We start from the raw sequence: 16,579 nt of genomic DNA, 5'->3' as shown, positions 1-16,579 counted from the left end.
ATGACCATCGTTTCTCCGGCGCCAAAGCCGGTGTCGACTTCGCCCCAAGGCACGACGCCGCCTGAAGCCCGCGCCTGGTACGTGCTGGCAGCGCTTTGCTTCGTCTACGTGCTGAACTTCCTGGACCGGCAGTTGCTGTCCATCCTGGCCAAGCCCATCCAGGACGACCTGGGCGTCAGCGACGGTCAGCTGGGCCTGATCAGCGGGCTCTACTTCGCCCTGTTCTATTGCTTCATCTCCATCCCCGTGGCCTGGCTGGCCGATCGCACCAACCGGGTGCGGGTGCTGTCCATCGCCTGCGCCTTGTGGAGTGCGGCCACGGTGGCCTGCGGTCTGTCGGCCACGTATCCGCAGCTGGTGCTGGCACGCATGACGGTGGGCGTGGGGGAAGCCGGTGGCGTGCCCCCCTCCTACGCCATCATCACCGATTACTTCCGACCGGGGCGGCGGGGTGCCGCTTTGGGCCTGTTCAACTTGGGCCCGCCGCTGGGCCAGGCGTTGGGCGTCGCCTTCGGCGCCTCCATCGCCGCCGCCTACAGCTGGCGCCAAGCCTTCCTGGTGCTGGGCATGTTCGGCGTCGCCGCCGCGCTCATCGTCTGGCTGACCATCCGCGAGCCCAAGCGTGGCGGCTTGGACCTGCCGGCATCGGACGCCCTTCCCGCGCAGGCCAGGGCAGGATTCTTGGAAACGGTCGCCATGTTCTTCAAGCGCCCAGCCCTGCTGCTGATGGCGCTGGCCTGCGGGGCGACGCAGTTCGTCACCTACGCCGTCATGAATTTCACGGTCCTGTTCCTGATGCGGGAAAAAGGCATGAGCCTGCAGCAGGTGGCGGTGTATTACGCCCTGCTGATCGGCATTGGCATTTCCATTGGCATGTATACCTCGGGCCGGCTGGTTGACCGGTTCAGCGGCCGTTCCAGGCAAGCCTACGCCCTGGTCCCGGCGCTGGGCCTGGCGGGAGCCGTGCCCCTCTTCGTGGGCTTCGTCTGGGCGCCGGGGTGGCAACTGGCACTGCTGCTGCTGATTGGCCCGACCATCCTCAATTACTTCTTTCTCTCCCCCGCCGTCACCTTGGTGCAGGAGGAGGTGCGACCCAACCAGCGCGTGCTGTCGGGCGCCTTGCTGCTGCTGGTCATGAACCTGATCGGCCTGGGCTTCGGCCCCACCTACCTGGGCGCCGCCAGCGACCACTTCCGGACGGCCCATCCGGGCAATTCCCTGCAACTCGCCTTCTACACCCTTGTCCCCTTCTATTTCCTGGCCATCGCGCTTTTCCTGGCGCTGGCGCGGGTGCTGAAGGCGGAAGCCAACCGGACCGGAGATCACTGATGCGTCTTTTCCTACGCCTGGGCGCTTGCGCCGCAGCCGCCTTGATGTCCCTCGGCGCCCTGGCCGAGGACAATCCCACGGTGCGGGCACCGGCCGGCACCGTGGCGGGCCGCAGCAGCGGCGACCTGAACGTCTTCAAGGGCATTCCTTACGCCAAGCCCCCGGTAGGACCGCTGCGCTGGAAGGCGCCGGAGTCCCTGCCCGCCTGGACGGGCGTGCGCGACGCCGGAGCCCCTGGCCTGGCCTGCGTGCAGCCCAGGGCAGCCGGCACCACCGTCTACACCAGCCCGCCACCGGCGATGGGCGAGGATTGTCTGACCCTGAACATCACGGCGCCCAAGCGGGCGAGGAACGCCCCCGTCCTGGTGTGGATCCACGGCGGCACGCTGCTCAACGGCTATGGCTTCAACGAGATGTATGACGGCGCCGCCCTGGCCCGGCGCGGCGTCATTGTCGTATCCATCAATTACCGGCTGAGCGTCCTCGGCTATATGGCCCATCCCGGTCTGAGCGCGGAGAATCCCGACGGCATTTCCGGCAACTACGGCCTGCTGGACCAGATCGCCGCCCTGCGCTGGATCCACGATAATATCGCCGCCTTCGGCGGTGACGCGGCCAACGTCACGGTGTCCGGCGAGTCCGCCGGTGCGCTGTCGGTCATGTACCTGATGGCGTCGCCCAAGGCGAAGGGCCTGTTCGCCAAAGCGGTGGTGGAGAGCGGCTACATGATCTCCATGCCCGAGCTGAAGCAACCCAACCATGGCGAGTTCGCGGCGGAGGCCATCGGGTCCTACATCGCCGGCCAAGTGGGGGCGACGGATGTGGCGGCCTTGCGCGCCATGGACGCGGAAACGCTGGTGCAAGCGGCAGCCAAGGTCAATTACTTCCCCCTGGGCACGGTGGACGGCAAGGTGCTGACCGGCCAGCTGGTCGACGTGTTCGACAAGGGGGAGCAGGCGCCGGTTCCCATCCTGGCCGGGTTCAACAGCGGGGAAATCCGCTCCCTGCGCTGGCTGATCGCCCCGCCGCCGGCCGACGCCAAGGCCTATGAGGCGATGATCCGCGAACGCTACGGCGACCTGGCCGATGAATTCCTGCGGCTCTACCCCGCCACCGGCAAGCTGGAGGAAAGCGAGCTGGCGGCCACCCGCGATGCGCTGTACGGCTGGACGGCCGAGCGGTTGGTGCGGGACCAGACCAGGCTGGGGCAGCCGGGATACCTTTACCTCTTCGACCACGGCTATCCCGCCATGGACGACAAGGGGTTGCACAGCTTCCACGCCTCGGAAATCCCCTATGTCTTCGGCACCATGGCGCATACGCCGTCCTATTGGCCGAAAGCGCCGGACAGTCCGGTCGAACAGCGCCTGACCGCCGCCATGAGCGATTATTGGGCCAGCTTCGCCCGTGACGGGAAACCGGTGGCGGAGGGCGTGCCCGCCTGGCCCGTCTTCGGCAAGGACGAAGGCTACATGGCCTTCACCGACACGGCGCAACCGGGACGCCGGGTGATGCCCGGCATGTATGCGTTGCACGAGGCTACTGTGTGCCGCCGCCGGGCGGCGGGCAACCTGCCCTGGAACTGGAACACCGGTGTCGTGTCGCCCGTGCTGCCCCCACATGCGGAGGGTTGCTGACATGCCGCTGACGGGAGGTGTCACGATCGTCACCGGGGCGGGCAGCGGCGTGGGCCGGCAGCATACCCTGTTCCTGGCCCGACAGGGCGGTGAGGTGAGACCGCCCCCTGGCTGCCCCGTGGCAGCCGGGAGAGGAAAGGTCGGCACCCACCGCGCTCTATCGGGCTAAATTTGACAATATTTTTAGACCCTTGGCTGCTACGCTGCCCCTGTTACGAACCATCATTGGACCGGTGCCCGTCCTGCCGAGGGGAAATTGGAGATGCAGCCGCCCGTCCTGTCCGCGTCCTCCGCCTCCAACGCCCGCAGCATGGCGGAAACGAATTTCATTTCCGCGACCATCCTGCACTCGCAACTGACGGATGACGGCGAACGGCTGAGCGTCCGGCGCACCACTTGTGACGCCCTGCCCGACGTGGAAATGGCCTACGGTGGCATTGACGCCCACCTGGCGCGGCTTTACCTGCAGCCCACCCCCGCCTGCACCATGCAGCAGGGCCGGCGCATGCTGCAGCTGGCACCCCGCGCGCCCATGGAATGCTCGTTCCGCGACATGCGCGACCCTTGCGTCTGGCGCGTCGTCCATCCCGTGGACATCATCAGTTTCGAACTGCCGCGCGGCGCCATGGCCCATTGGGCCCGGGATGCGGGGCTACGCGGCTTCCACGGGCTGGAATATGAATCCGGCCTGACGATGATCGACGACGTCATTACCCATTTCGGTCTGGCGCTGATGGCGCCGCTGGCAACGCCCGGCCGGGCCCCGGCCTTGTTTGTCGACTATATCCTGAATGCCTTCTGCGCCTATCTGGTGCGCATCATGGGGCGGGAATTGCCCGATGGCTGGCGCCGGGGCGGGCTGGCCCTGTGGCAGGAACGGCGGGCGAAGGAGATGATGGAGGCGGATCTGCGGGCGCCGGTGACGCTGAAGCAACTGGCGGACGCCTGCGGCCTGTCGGCGGCGCACTTCGCCCGCGCCTTCCGCCAGTCGGTGGGGGAACCGCCACACCGCTGGCTGACCCGCCGCCGGATGGAATTCGCCAAGGCATTGCTGACGGCGGGCGAATTGCCCCTGGCCGACATCGCCCTGCGCTGCGGCTTCTCCGACCAGAGCCATTTCACCCAGGTCTTTTCCCGCCTGTGCGGCCAGTCCCCGGGCGTCTGGCGCCGCGCCCATCAGCGGGACGTCGTTCCTGGCCGCCGCCCGGTGTGAAGGGCCCGCCTGGCCGTAGCGCAACCATCGCGTCCCGGTCGCCCCGCGCAGCGGCGGCACCATGACAGCGGAGCGCCGGATGTGGCCGGCTGCCCACACGAACAGGGGATGTGAACTGGGGCGGGCGACACGCGCCTGGTTCTGACAGAGCCGCCATGACGACGCCCAGTCCGAAAAGGCGTACTCAAAACAGATATATGATCCCCGCATTATCCCACTTACCTAAGTTATAGGGCGGCATAGACGGACAGAAGCTGTATCGAACTCTTGGGAACTGCTAGACCATATGAATAGAACGACATGCCAAACCACATCCGCGGAATATCCGTACTTGTAAAATTGGCCCAATAGGGGTGCTCCGGTCGGCGAATCCACGGCAGGGACAGATGCGGCGCCCCCTCAGGGAAGAATAGGGCCCCCGGCCACCCCCGGGGCCGAGCGTCATCAATCCGTGGCCCAGCCGGGCCCACGCCGGGAGGCTTCCTTGCAGCTCCAGCACGACACCGCCGACGCCGTCCCCGTTTCCACCGTGGCGTTGGACAGCCCTCCCCCCGGTGGGGCGGAGCTGTACCAGTTGCTGGAGGCTTTGCAGGCGGTGAAGGTCGGCGACTTCTCCGTCCGTATGTCCGGCAACCATGTCGGTGTCCTAGGCAAGATCGCCGACACCTTCAACGAGATCGTCGCCGCCAACGAACGCATGGCGCAGCAGCTGGAGCGGGTGGGCCAGGTCGTGGGCCGCGAGGGCAAGACGCGCCAGCGCGTGAAGTTCAACCTGTCCAGCGGGTCCTGGGGCGACATGGAAGGGTCGGTCAATTCGCTGATCGACGACCTGTTGTGGCCGACGACGGAAGTGACCCGCGCCATCACCGCCGTGGCGCGCGGCGATCTGCTGCAGACGGTGCCGCTGGATGTGGACGGCCGGCCGCTGCAGGGCGAGTTCCTGCGTTCCGCCACCATCGTCAACACCATGATCAAGCAGCTGAACGTCTTCACCTCGGAAGTGACGCGCGTGGCACGCGAGGTGGGCACCGACGGCAAGCTGGGCGGCCAGGCCCAGGTGCGCGAGGTGACGGGCGTCTGGAAGGACCTGACGGAATCCGTGAACTCCATGGCGTCCAACCTGACGGCCCAGGTGCGCAACATCGCGGAGGTGACCATCGCCGTGGCCAACGGCGACCTGTCCAAGAAGATCACCGTGGACGTGCGCGGCGAGATCCTGCAGCTGAAGGAAGCCATCAACACCATGGTGGACCAGCTGCGGTCCTTTGCGTCGGAAGTGACGCGCGTGGCGCGCGAGGTCGGCACCGATGGCAAGCTGGGCGGCCAAGCCATCGTCCCCGGCGTCGCCGGTACCTGGAAGGACCTGACGGACTCGGTCAACGCCATGTGCGGCAACCTGACCGACCAGGTGCGCAACATCGCCCAGGTGACCACGGCGGTGGCGCGCGGCGACCTGTCGCGCAAGATCACCGTGGACGTGCGCGGTGAAATCCTGGAGCTGAAGAACACCATCAACACCATGGTGGACCAGCTGAACGCCTTCGCCGGCGAGGTGACGCGCGTGGCCCGCGAGGTCGGCACCGAGGGCAAGCTGGGCGGACAGGCGGTGGTGCCCGGCGTGGGCGGCACCTGGAAGGACCTGACCGACAACGTGAACTTCATGGCCGGCAACCTGACGGCCCAGGTGCGCAACATCGCGGAAGTGTCCACCGCCATCGCCAACGGCGACCTGTCCAAGAAGATCACCGTCAACGTCAGCGGCGAAATCCTGCAGTTGAAGGAAACCATCAACACCATGGTGGACCAGCTGAACGCCTTCGCCGGCGAGGTGACGCGCGTGGCCCGCGAGGTCGGCACCGAGGGCAAGCTGGGCGGACAGGCCATGGTGCGCGGCGTGGCCGGCACCTGGAAGGATCTGACCGACAGCGTGAACTCCATGGCCGGCAACCTGACCGACCAGGTGCGCAACATCGCCGAGGTCGCCACCGCCGTGGCCAACGGCGACCTGTCGCGCAAGATCACCGTGGACGTGAAGGGTGAGATCCTTCAGCTGAAGGAAACGCTGAACACCATGGTGGACCAGCTGAACGCCTTCGCCGCCGAGGTGACCCGCGTGGCCCGCGAGGTCGGCACCGAGGGCAAGCTGGGTGGACAGGCCCAGGTGCCCGGCGTCGCCGGCACCTGGAAGGATTTGACCGACAACGTCAACTCCATGGCCGGCAACCTCACCGGCCAGGTACGCAACATCGCCGAGGTCGCCACCGCCGTGGCCCAGGGCGACCTGTCCAAGAAGATCACCGTCAACGTCAGCGGCGAAATCCTGCAGCTGAAGGAAACCATCAACACGATGGTGGACCAGCTGAACGCCTTCGCCGCCGAAGTGACGCGCGTGGCGCGCGAGGTGGGCACCGACGGCAAGCTGGGCGGCCAGGCCCAGGTGCCCGGCGTCGCCGGCACCTGGAAGGATTTGACCGACAGCGTGAACTCCATGGCCGGCAACCTCACCGGCCAGGTGCGCAACATCGCCGAGGTCGCCACCGCCATCGCGAACGGCGACCTGTCGCGCAAGATCACCGTGGACGTGCGCGGCGAGATCCTTCAGCTGAAGGAAACGCTGAACACCATGGTGGATCAGCTGAACCGCTTCGCCGGCGAGGTGACGCGCGTGGCCCGCGAGGTGGGCACCGAGGGCCGCCTGGGCGGCCAGGCGCAGGTGCCCGGCGTCGCCGGCACCTGGAAGGACTTGACCGACAGCGTCAACTTCATGGCCTCCAACCTGACCGACCAGGTGCGCAACATCGCGGAGGTGACCACGGCCGTGGCGCGCGGCGACCTGTCGCGCAAGATCACCGTGGACGTGAAGGGCGAAATCCTGGAGCTGAAGAACACCATCAACACCATGGTGGACCAGCTGAACGCCTTCGCCGCCGAGGTGACGCGCGTGGCCCGCGAGGTCGGCACCGAAGGCAAGCTGGGCGGCCAGGCCCAGGTATCCGGTGTCGCCGGCACCTGGAAGGACCTGACCGACAGCGTGAATTTCATGGCCGGCAATCTGACGGCCCAGGTGCGCAACATCGCCGAGGTGGCCACCGCCATCGCCAACGGCGACCTGTCCAAGAAGATCACCGTGGACGTGCGCGGCGAGATCCTGCTGCTGAAGGAAACGCTGAACACCATGGTGGAGCAGTTGCGCTCCTTCGCGGCCGAGGTGACGCGCGTGGCGCGCGAGGTGGGCACCGAGGGCCGCCTGGGCGGCCAGGCGGTGGTGCCCGGCGTGGGCGGCACCTGGAAGGACCTGACCGACAACGTCAACCTGCTGGCCGCCAACCTGACCACCCAGGTGCGCAACATCGCGGAAGTGACCACGGCCGTGGCGCGCGGCGACCTGTCGCGCAAGATCACCGTGGACGTAAAGGGCGAAATCCTGGAGCTGAAGAACACCATCAACACCATGGTGGATCAGCTGAACGCCTTTGCCGGCGAGGTGACACGCGTGGCCCGCGAGGTCGGCACCGAGGGCAAGCTGGGCGGGCAGGCCCAGGTGCCCGGCGTGGCCGGCACCTGGAAGGACCTGACCGACACCGTGAACGTCATGGCCGCCAACCTGACGGAACAGGTGCGCGGCATCGTCAAGGTGGTGACCGCCGTCGCCAACGGCGACCTGAAGCAGAACCTGGCGGTGAAGTCCAAGGGCGAGGTGGCGGCCCTGGCCGAGACCATCAACAACATGACCAACACGCTGGCCACCTTCGCCGACCAGGTGACGACCGTGGCGCGCGAGGTGGGCGTGGAAGGGCGCCTGGGCGGCCAGGCCAACGTGCCGGGTGCGGCCGGCACCTGGAAGGACCTGACCGGCAACGTCAACCTGCTGGCCGCCAACCTGACGACCCAGGTGCGCGCCATCGCCGAGGTGGCGACCGCCGTGACCAAGGGCGACCTGACCCGCTCGATCCAGGTCGACGCCCGCGGCGAGGTGGCGGAGCTGAAAGACAACATCAACACGATGATCGACAATTTGCGGCTGACCACCGACCGCAACACCGAACAGGACTGGCTGAAGACCAACCTGGCCCGCTTCACCAACATGCTGCAGGGCCAGCGCGACCTGTCCACCGTGGGCCGCATGCTGCTGACGGAGCTGACACCCCTGGTCGGCGCCCACCAGGGCGTGATCTACCAGATGGATGAGGAAGGCCCGCGCAGCCTGAAGCTGGTCTCGGGCTATGCCGACGACGCCACCCATGGCCACCCGCAACGCCTGCAGATCGGCGAGGGGCTGATCGGCCAGTGCGCCGCCGACAAGCGCCGCATCCTGATCACAGAGATGCCGGCCAACGTCGTGCCCATCTCCTCCGGCCTTTTCAAGGCCATCCCGCAAAGCGTCGTGGTCCTGCCCGTGCAGTTCGAGGGCCAGGTGAAGGCGGTGATCGAGCTGGCGTCCATGACGGCCTTCACCGGCCTGCAGATGACCTTCCTGGAGCAGCTGACCGCCAGCATCGGCATCGTGCTGAACAGCATCGAGGCGACGATGCAGACGGAAGGCCTGCTGAAGCAATCGCAGCAGCTGGCCGCCGAACTGCAGGCGCAGCAGGGTGAGTTGCAGCAGACCAACGAACAGCTGGAACAGAAGGCGCAGCAGCTGGCCGAGCGCAATGTCGAGGTGGAGCGCAAGAACCAGGAGATCGAACAGGCCCGCCGCGCGCTGGAGGAAAAGGCGACGGAACTGTCGCTGACCTCGAAGTACAAGTCGGAATTCCTGGCCAACATGAGCCACGAGCTGCGCACGCCGCTGAACTCCATCCTCATCCTGGGTCAGCAGCTGAGCGAGAACCCCGACGGCAACCTGACGCCCAAGCAGGTGGAATTCTCCCGCACCATCCACGGCGCCGGCACCGACCTTTTGAACCTGATCAGCGACATTCTGGACCTGTCGAAGATCGAGTCCGGCACCGTCTCGGTGGAGGCGGAGGAGATCTTCTTCAGCAACCTGCTGGACACCGTGGCGCGGCCCTTCCGGCATGAGGCGGAAAACCGCCGGCTGGCCTTCGACGTGCAGCTGGACCCGACGCTGGGCCGGACGCTCACCACCGACAGCAAGCGCCTGCAGCAGGTGCTGAAGAACCTGCTGTCCAACGCCTTCAAGTTCACCGAGACGGGCGGCGTGCGCCTTACCGTCTCGGCGCCGGCCAGCGGCTGGTCGTCAGACCATCCCATCCTGAAGCAGTCGCCCAAGGTGGTGGCCTTCGAGGTCAGCGACACCGGCATCGGCATTCCCACCGAGAAGCAGAAGATCATCTTCGAGGCCTTCCAGCAGGCCGACGCCAGCACCAGCCGCAAGTATGGCGGCACCGGCCTGGGCCTGGCCATCAGCCGCGAGCTGGCCAACCTGCTGGGCGGTGAAATCCACCTACGCAGCACGCCTGGCAGCGGCAGCACCTTCACCCTGTACATTCCGGCCACCTATCTGGCCCCCGTCCACACCGCCCGTGCCGTGGCGTCCAATGCCGCTGCCAATGACCACCGCCCCGCCCTAGTGCCGGCCGACGCCAACTGGCGGCATGCCGCCGGCCTGCCGGAGCGCGCGCTGGAGCAGGTGGTGGACGACCGGCTGGATATCCAACCCGGCGATGCCATCCTGCTGATCGTCGAGGATGACCCGCACTACAGCCGGGTGATGGTCGACCTGGCCCGCGACAAGGGCTTCAAGGTTCTGGTCGCCATGCGCGGCATCGACGCCCTGGACCTGGCGCGCCAGTATCAGCCGACGGCGGTGTCGCTGGACGTGTTCCTGCCCGACATGCTGGGCTGGACGGTGTTGAGCCAGCTGAAGCACAACCCCGCCACCCGCCACATCCCCGTGCAGATCATCACCCTGGACGAGGACCGGCAGCACGGACTGGCCCGGGGTGCCTTCTCCTTCATGTCCAAGCCGACCTCGCCGGACGTGCTGGACAGCGCGCTGGAGCGGATCAAGGAATACGCCCAGCCGCGGCGCAAGCGCCTGCTGGTGGTGGAGGATAACGCCGCCGAGCTGATGAGCATCACCGAGCTGCTGGGCCACGACGACATCGAGGTCTTGGCCGCCGGAACCGGGGCGGAGGCGCTGAGGACCCTGCGCGAGAAGCCGTGCGACTGCGTGGTGCTGGACCTGCGCCTGCCCGACATGACGGGGTTCGAGGTGCTGGAGGTCATCAGCGCCGACAGCAACCTGTGCGACGTGCCGGTGATCGTCTTCACCGGGCGCGAGCTGTCCGCGGAAGAGGACGCCAAGCTGCACGCCATGGCGCGCAGCATCGTCGTCAAGGGCGTGGAATCGCCGGAGCGGCTGCTGGACGAGACGTCGCTGTTCCTGCACCGGGTGGTGGCCGACCTGCCGGCGGACAAGCGCCGCATGCTGGAACGGCTGCACGGATCGGACGAGGATCTGGTAGGCAGCACCGTGCTGCTGGTGGACGACGACGCCCGCAACATCTTCGCCCTGTCCAGCGTGCTGGAACGCCGGGGCATGCGCGTGCTGGCGGCCACCACGGGGCGCGAGGCCATCACCCTGATCGAGCAGACCCCCGACATCGCCATCGTGCTGATGGACATCATGATGCCGGAGATGGACGGCTACCAGACCATGGGCGTCATACGCGCCAACCCGGCCTTCCGCCGGCTGCCCATCGTCGCCTTGACGGCCAAGGCGATGAAGGGCGATCGTGAGAAATGCCTGGAAGCGGGGGCCTCTGATTACCTGGCCAAACCGGTCAACACCGAGCAATTGCTGTCGGCGTTGCGCATGTGGCTGCATCGCTGAGGGGACGCTTCACCATGGACGTCACGCCCAAGGCCAACATACTCCTGGTGGATGACCAGCCGGCCAAGCTGCTGAGCTACGAGGTCATCCTGAGCGAGCTGGGGGAGAACCTGATCAAGGCCGGCTCCGCCCGCGAGGCGCTGGAGCATCTGCTGCGGCACGACATCGCCGTCATCCTGGTCGATGTCTGCATGCCGGATCTGGACGGCTTCCAACTGGCCGAGATGATCCGCAGCCATCCCCGCTTCGAGAAGACCGCCATGATCTTCATCTCGGCGGTCATGATGTCGGACGTCGATCGGCTGCGCGGCTATGAGGCGGGGGCGGTCGACTACGTGCCCGTGCCTGTGGTGCCTGAGGTCTTGCGCGCCAAGGTCCGCGTCTTCGTCGAGCTGCACCGCAAGACCCGCCAGCTGGAGCAGCTGAACGCCGAGCTGGAGCGCCGCGTGGCGGAGCGCACCGCCGACCTGGAGCACACGGCCGCCCGCCTGCAGCAGAGCGAGCGGCGGCGCAGCCTGGCCCTGGCCGCGGGCGGCATGGGGTCTTGGGACTGGAACGCCGACACCGACGAACTGATGTGGGATGACGCCCAGCACCGCATCTTCGGCACCGACCCCGCCCGCTTCGCCGTCACCGCCGGCAGCGCCTGGGCCCTGTTCCACCCCGAGGACCGGGAGGCACAGATCCGGGCCATCCGCCAGGCCGCCACCACCGGCCAGCGCTATGGCGAAGAGTTCCGCATCATCCGGCCCGACGGCGCCATCCGCTGGTGCTTCGCGGCCGCGGCCCCCACCGGCGACGCGGACGGCCGCCCCCGCCGGCTGAGCGGTGTCACCTTCGACATCACCGAGCGCAAGGATGCCGAGGCCCGGCAGATGATGCTGGCCCGCGAGGTCGACCATCGGGCCAAGAACGCCCTGGCCGTCGTCCAGTCGGTGCTGCGCCTCACCCGGGCGCCGTCCGTCCCCGAATTCGTGGAAGCGGTCGAGGGGCGCATCGGCGCCATCGCCTGGGTACACACGCTGCTGTCGAATTCCCGCTGGCAGGGCGCCGAGCTGGTGCGGCTGGTGCGCGAGGAAATGGCCCCCTATCAGTCCGGCGACATGCCGCGCGTGGTGTTCGACGGCCCGGACGTGATGTTGCTGCCCGCCACCGCCCAGTCGCTGGCGCTCAGCATCCATGAACTGGCCACCAACGCCGCCAAATACGGATCGCTGTCGGTGCCGACCGGCAGCGTCCGGCTGACTTGGCACACCCGCGCGGACGTCCTGACCCTGACGTGGCGGGAAACCGGCGGCCCTTCGGCAACGTCGCCACGGTCGCGCGGCTTCGGCATCCGCGCCATCACCGAGAGCGTGGAACGGCAATTGTCCGGCCGGGTCGAGATGAACTGGCTGCCCACCGGCCTGATCTGCACCTTCAGCATTCCCATGAGCGAGGTGGGGAAATTGGTGGCCGATGACGCCGCCCCCGTCGCCCCACCGGCGCCGGAACCCGCCGCCCCGGCCCACCACCTTCCCCCCGGGCTGCGGGTCCTGGTGGTGGATGACGAGGCCATGGTGGCCATGATGATGGAGCAGGCGCTGCTGGATCTGGGCATGGCGGTGGTCGGCCCCGTCGGCACCCTGCCCCAGGCCCTGGGCCTGGCCAAGGCCGGTGGCATCGATTGCGCCATCCTGGACGTCAACCTGCAGGGCACGCCGATCTATCCGGTGGCCGATCTGCTGGCGGACGCGGGCGTGCCCTTCATCTTCCTTACCGGGTACGACAAGGTGACGATGGATGGCCGCTATCATGGCGTGCCGGTCCTGCAGAAGCCGGTGCGGCTGTCCGACCTGGAGCGCGCCCTGCTGACGCTCATCGGCCCCGCCGCGTCGCCCCCCGTCCGCGTCTTCGCCACGGGGCAGGTCGCCAGTCTCGCCTGACATTTCCACCCCCATTATTGGAGGCAGATCCCGGGCCCGCGGCGACGCCGCGGGCGGCCATAGGCCACCGGGGACTAGACGGTAACCGCCATGCTTTCCGAACGGCACCTTCATCTCTTGCGCCTCTCCACCCCCTCCGTCTGGGCGTTGGAGACCCTCCTGTTCCTGTACCGGGGACGTGACCGGGCGTGGACGGTGCCTGAACTGATCCTGCATCTGCGCAGCAGCGCCACCGCGATCGAGGGGGCGCTGGTCCCCCTTGCCCAGGCGGGCCTGGTCGTCGTGGAAGGCGACGCCCACCGGTTCCAGCCGGCCGGGCCCATCCTGGAGGCTTTCGTGCGCGACCTCGAGACCGCCTATGCCGAGCAGCCGCTATCCGTCATGAGAGCCATCCTTTCGACCCCGAATTCGCGTATCAAGTCTTTCGCCGACGCCTTCAAACTGAGCAAGGATTGAGGCCATGCCGACGCTTGCAGCGGTCGTCTACCTGCTGTGTGGGGCCACCAGCTTTCTGTGCATGGTTCTTCTGATCCGCAAATACCTGCAGGACCGGTCACGCCTGTTGCTGTGGAGCGCGCTCTGCTTCACCGGCCTGGCGATCAACAACTTCCTGCTGTTCCTGGATTTTGTCGTGCTGCCCGACGTGGACCTGCGTCCGCTGCGCACGGTGACCGCCCTGGTCTCCGTTGGCATCCTGCTGGTCGGACTTATCTGGGAGACGGAGTGATGGGGGCTGGGATGGAAGAGTCCGTCAAGGTGCTGAGCTACCTGTCCGGCGGCGTGACGCTGGGCTATTTCCTGGTCGGCCTTTTCTTCCTACGGTTCTGGGTACGGGTGCGGGACACGCTGTTCCTGGCTTTCGCCACCGCCTTCGGGCTGCTGGCCATCAACCAGGCGATCACCGCCTTCGCCGACGTCGCGCAAGGGGAATACCTGTGGGCGTTCGGCCTGCGGCTGGTGGCCTTCTCGCTGATCATCGCCGCCATTGTGGGCAAGAACGTGCGACGGCGGGGGAAAGCCCGATCCTGACGGGACCGGCGCCCCGCCCGGCGGTCATCCCCTTTTGGCCACCTGCCAGCCGACGACCATCGCCACCACCCAGGCGGGGGCGACGTAGAGGGCCAGGCGGGTGTTGTCGTCAAACGCCAGCAGCACCAGGGTCAGGGCGAAGAAGGCCAGCGTCAGATACCCCGTCCACGGCGCGCCAGGCATGCGGTAGGGCGACGGCGCCGCCCGCCCCGCCGCCACGGCGCGACGGTAGAGCAGGTGAGAGATGATGATGATGGACCATGTCCACAGCTGGATCACCACCACCGTGCTTATCACGTAGATGAAGGCCTGTTCGGGCGCGACGTAGTTCACCAGCACCCCGGCCAGCATGAACACCACCGAGGCGATGATGCCGCGCGTGGGCACACGCTGGTCGCTGAGCGTGGCGAAATAGGGCGGCGCCTCCTTGGCGTTGGCCAGGGTGTGCAGCATGCGGCCGCAGGAGAAGATGCCGCTGTTGCAGGCCGAGGCGGCGGCCGTCAGCACCACGAAATTGATCACCCCGGCGGCGGCGGGAATGCCGAAATGGTCGAACACCGTGACGAAGGGGCTGAAATCGGGGGAGATCTGGTCCCACGGCACCAGCGACATGATCACCACGATGGCGCCGATGTAGAACACCAGGATGCGCAGCAGGGCGCCGTTGATGGCGCGCGGCAGGGTCTTGCCCGGATCCTCCGCCTCGCCCGCCGTCACGCCGATCAGTTCGATGCCGCCGAAGGCGAACAGGGCGGCCGGAAAGACCAGCAAGGTCGCCATGGTGCCGTTGGCGAAGATGCTGCCGTGGGTCCACAGGTTGGAGACGCTGGCGTGGGTGCCCAGACCGCCGGCGTCGAAGCCCAGCACCGCCACGCCGAAGATCAGCAGGGCGACGACGGCCAGGACCTTGATCAGGGCGAACCAGAATTCAAACTCGCCGAACACTTTCACGCTGCGCAGGTTGGCCGCCAGCAGCACGCCCAGCATGGCCAGCACCGGCACCCATTGCGGCAAGTTGGGGAACCAGTAACGGATATAGACGCCGACCGCCGTCAGCTCGGCGATGCCGACCATGACCCACAGGAACCAGTAGGACCAGCCGGAGACGAAGCCGGCCCAGGGCCCCACGAATTCGTGGGCGTACGTGGCGAAGGAACCGGCCACCGGGCGGTAGAGCAGCAGCTCACCCAGCGCCCGCGCCATGAAGAACACCGCCATGCCACCCAGCGCATAGGCCAGCAGCAGGCTGGGTCCGGCCTTGTGGATGGCCTGCGCCGAGCCTAGAAACAATCCCGATCCGATGGCGCCGCCCAGTGCGATCATCTGCACATGACGGTTCTTAAGGCCGCGAACCAGCCCTTCCGACACTTCGCTCACGCGGCACCGCCGGCAGCTTGATCACAAAACATTAAAATCCCTCTCCCGAAAATTCTTATGTTACTTGACCAAAGCCCGGTGCTTGCTGCTCCCAGGTAATTCAAGGCCTCCGCCAGCCAATCTTTACTTGGGCAGAAGGGTTCATATCATCTTTTCGGCGCGGTGGCTGCCCCAGATGCGTGTTGGATTGGCGGCCCGCCGGCGCCAGCCAAGGCCCCAGGTGGAAAATGGCCATCAGCAGGTACATCTGCGTCATCCCGCCCAGGGGCCACGCGTCCGCCGGGGTGATGCAGAGCATCGCCGGCCGCGCGGCCTCCTGAATGGCCGTGACCGCCGCCATGACGGCGAAGGTCGGTGCCGCGGCCAGGCGCAGCCAATCCGCAATGCGTGGAAGTCCGCTAAACCACATGTCCCATCTCCTGTGGAAGGAGGGCAAGGGCCCGGGATGCCGCCAAGACGGCGCCCCCGGCCCCCCCTTCAGCGTTGCGGGCCGTACTCGTCATGCCGGCGCCACCAGACGCCGCCCTCGTTGCGGCCCAGTGGCGCGCGGTCCAGCCATTGGTAGGCGCCCCATAGGCTGTCCAGGCCCCGCGCATAGGTCGAGTAGGTGTGGTAGAGGGCGCCGTCGTCGCCGCACGCGAACGCGCTCATGCCCGGCCGGTCGCGGGTATAGGTGGGCGCGTCGGTGCCGCAGGTGGCCGCGAACCGGGCCACCGGTTCCGGCACCACCGTCGTCGCGTCCATGGCGTGGCCGCCGCGCTTGTAGTTGTACTCGATACGGCCGTCGCGCTGCTCCGCCTCGGTGAAGGCGACGTTGTAGTCGAAATTGAAGTCGCCGCCGGCCGATGACGCCCAGGGGAAGGTCCAGCCCATGCGCCGCTTATAGGCCTGCAGCTTGGCCAGCGGCGCCCGCGACACCGCCACCAGCGCCACGTCATGGTTGGCCAGGTGGACCGCGAAGCCGTTGAAGCCGTCCGCAATCATGGAGCACGAGGGGCAACCCGCCGTGTAATCGGGCCCGAACATGAAGTGATAGACGATCAGCTGCGAGCGCCCGCCGAACAGGTCGGCCAGCGTGGCGGGACCGCCGTCGGTTTCGAAGCGGTAATCCTTGTCCACCCGCACCCAGGGCAAGGCCCGGCGACGTTGCGCCAGCGCATCGCTCTCGCGCGTCAGCGCCTTCTCTGCCTCCAGCAGGTCCAGCCGCGCCGCCAGCCACTCTTCCCGCGTTCCCGTCACATGTGGTGTCATCATTTTCTCTCCATCAGTA

Annotated in this window: 10 protein-coding genes; 8 read left to right on the top strand and 2 right to left on the bottom strand. The window is 67.2% G+C overall.

Annotation, left to right across the window (positions count from 1 at the left end):
* From P5F91_RS00945 to P5F91_RS00910, 8 genes are all read left to right on the top strand, one after another.
* On the top strand, positions 1–1,329 hold the full coding sequence (locus tag P5F91_RS00945; RefSeq protein WP_277906173.1) for a spinster family MFS transporter: 1,329 nt from the start codon (positions 1–3) through the stop codon (positions 1,327–1,329).
* The gene (locus tag P5F91_RS00940) at positions 1,329–2,966 is read left to right on the top strand and encodes a carboxylesterase/lipase family protein (protein ID WP_277906172.1); all 1,638 of its coding nucleotides are present in this window, start codon (positions 1,329–1,331) and stop codon (positions 2,964–2,966) included. Before P5F91_RS00945 ends, P5F91_RS00940 begins: the two co-directional genes overlap by 1 nt.
* 262 nt (positions 2,967–3,228) lie before the next feature.
* Positions 3,229–4,179, top strand: a complete 951-nt coding sequence (locus P5F91_RS00935) for a helix-turn-helix transcriptional regulator (protein ID WP_211107062.1) — start codon at positions 3,229–3,231, stop codon at positions 4,177–4,179.
* A 484-nt stretch (positions 4,180–4,663) separates the two neighbouring features.
* Positions 4,664–10,978, top strand: coding sequence for a HAMP domain-containing protein (locus P5F91_RS00930; protein WP_211107063.1), 6,315 nt, complete (start codon positions 4,664–4,666; stop codon positions 10,976–10,978).
* 14 nt (positions 10,979–10,992) lie between these two features.
* Positions 10,993–12,903 carry a response regulator gene (locus P5F91_RS00925; protein WP_277906171.1) on the top strand — a complete coding sequence of 637 codons (1,911 nt, stop codon included), beginning with the start codon at positions 10,993–10,995 and terminating at the stop codon, positions 12,901–12,903.
* A gap of 90 nt (positions 12,904–12,993) precedes the next feature.
* Positions 12,994–13,359 (top strand): hypothetical protein, encoded by a 366-nt coding sequence (locus tag P5F91_RS00920; protein WP_277906170.1) that lies wholly within the window; start codon positions 12,994–12,996, stop codon positions 13,357–13,359.
* Positions 13,360–13,363: 4 nt separating this feature from the next.
* A complete protein-coding gene (locus P5F91_RS00915; RefSeq protein WP_277906169.1) occupies positions 13,364–13,630 on the top strand; it encodes a DUF5985 family protein in 267 nt (88 codons plus the stop codon).
* An 11-nt stretch (positions 13,631–13,641) separates the two neighbouring features.
* Positions 13,642–13,932, top strand: coding sequence for a DUF5985 family protein (locus P5F91_RS00910; protein WP_277906168.1), 291 nt, complete (start codon positions 13,642–13,644; stop codon positions 13,930–13,932).
* A gap of 24 nt (positions 13,933–13,956) precedes the next feature.
* Here the strand turns inward: P5F91_RS00910 and P5F91_RS00905 are convergent, their stop codons facing one another.
* Both P5F91_RS00905 and P5F91_RS00900 read right to left on the bottom strand, forming a co-directional pair.
* Positions 13,957–15,309, bottom strand: a complete 1,353-nt coding sequence (locus P5F91_RS00905; RefSeq protein ID WP_277906167.1) for an amino acid permease — start codon at positions 15,307–15,309, stop codon at positions 13,957–13,959.
* A 477-nt stretch (positions 15,310–15,786) separates the two neighbouring features.
* Positions 15,787–16,563: a DUF899 domain-containing protein gene (locus P5F91_RS00900; RefSeq protein ID WP_145612764.1), complete on the bottom strand. Its 777-nt coding sequence runs from the start codon at positions 16,561–16,563 to the stop codon at positions 15,787–15,789.
* Positions 16,564–16,579 lie beyond the last annotated feature (16 nt).

Source organism: Nitrospirillum amazonense (genome assembly GCF_029594735.1).
Taxonomy (GTDB): domain Bacteria; phylum Pseudomonadota; class Alphaproteobacteria; order Azospirillales; family Azospirillaceae; genus Nitrospirillum; species Nitrospirillum amazonense.
Note: the sequence above shows the minus strand (reverse complement) of the source record. Positions and strands in the feature narration are given on the sequence as shown.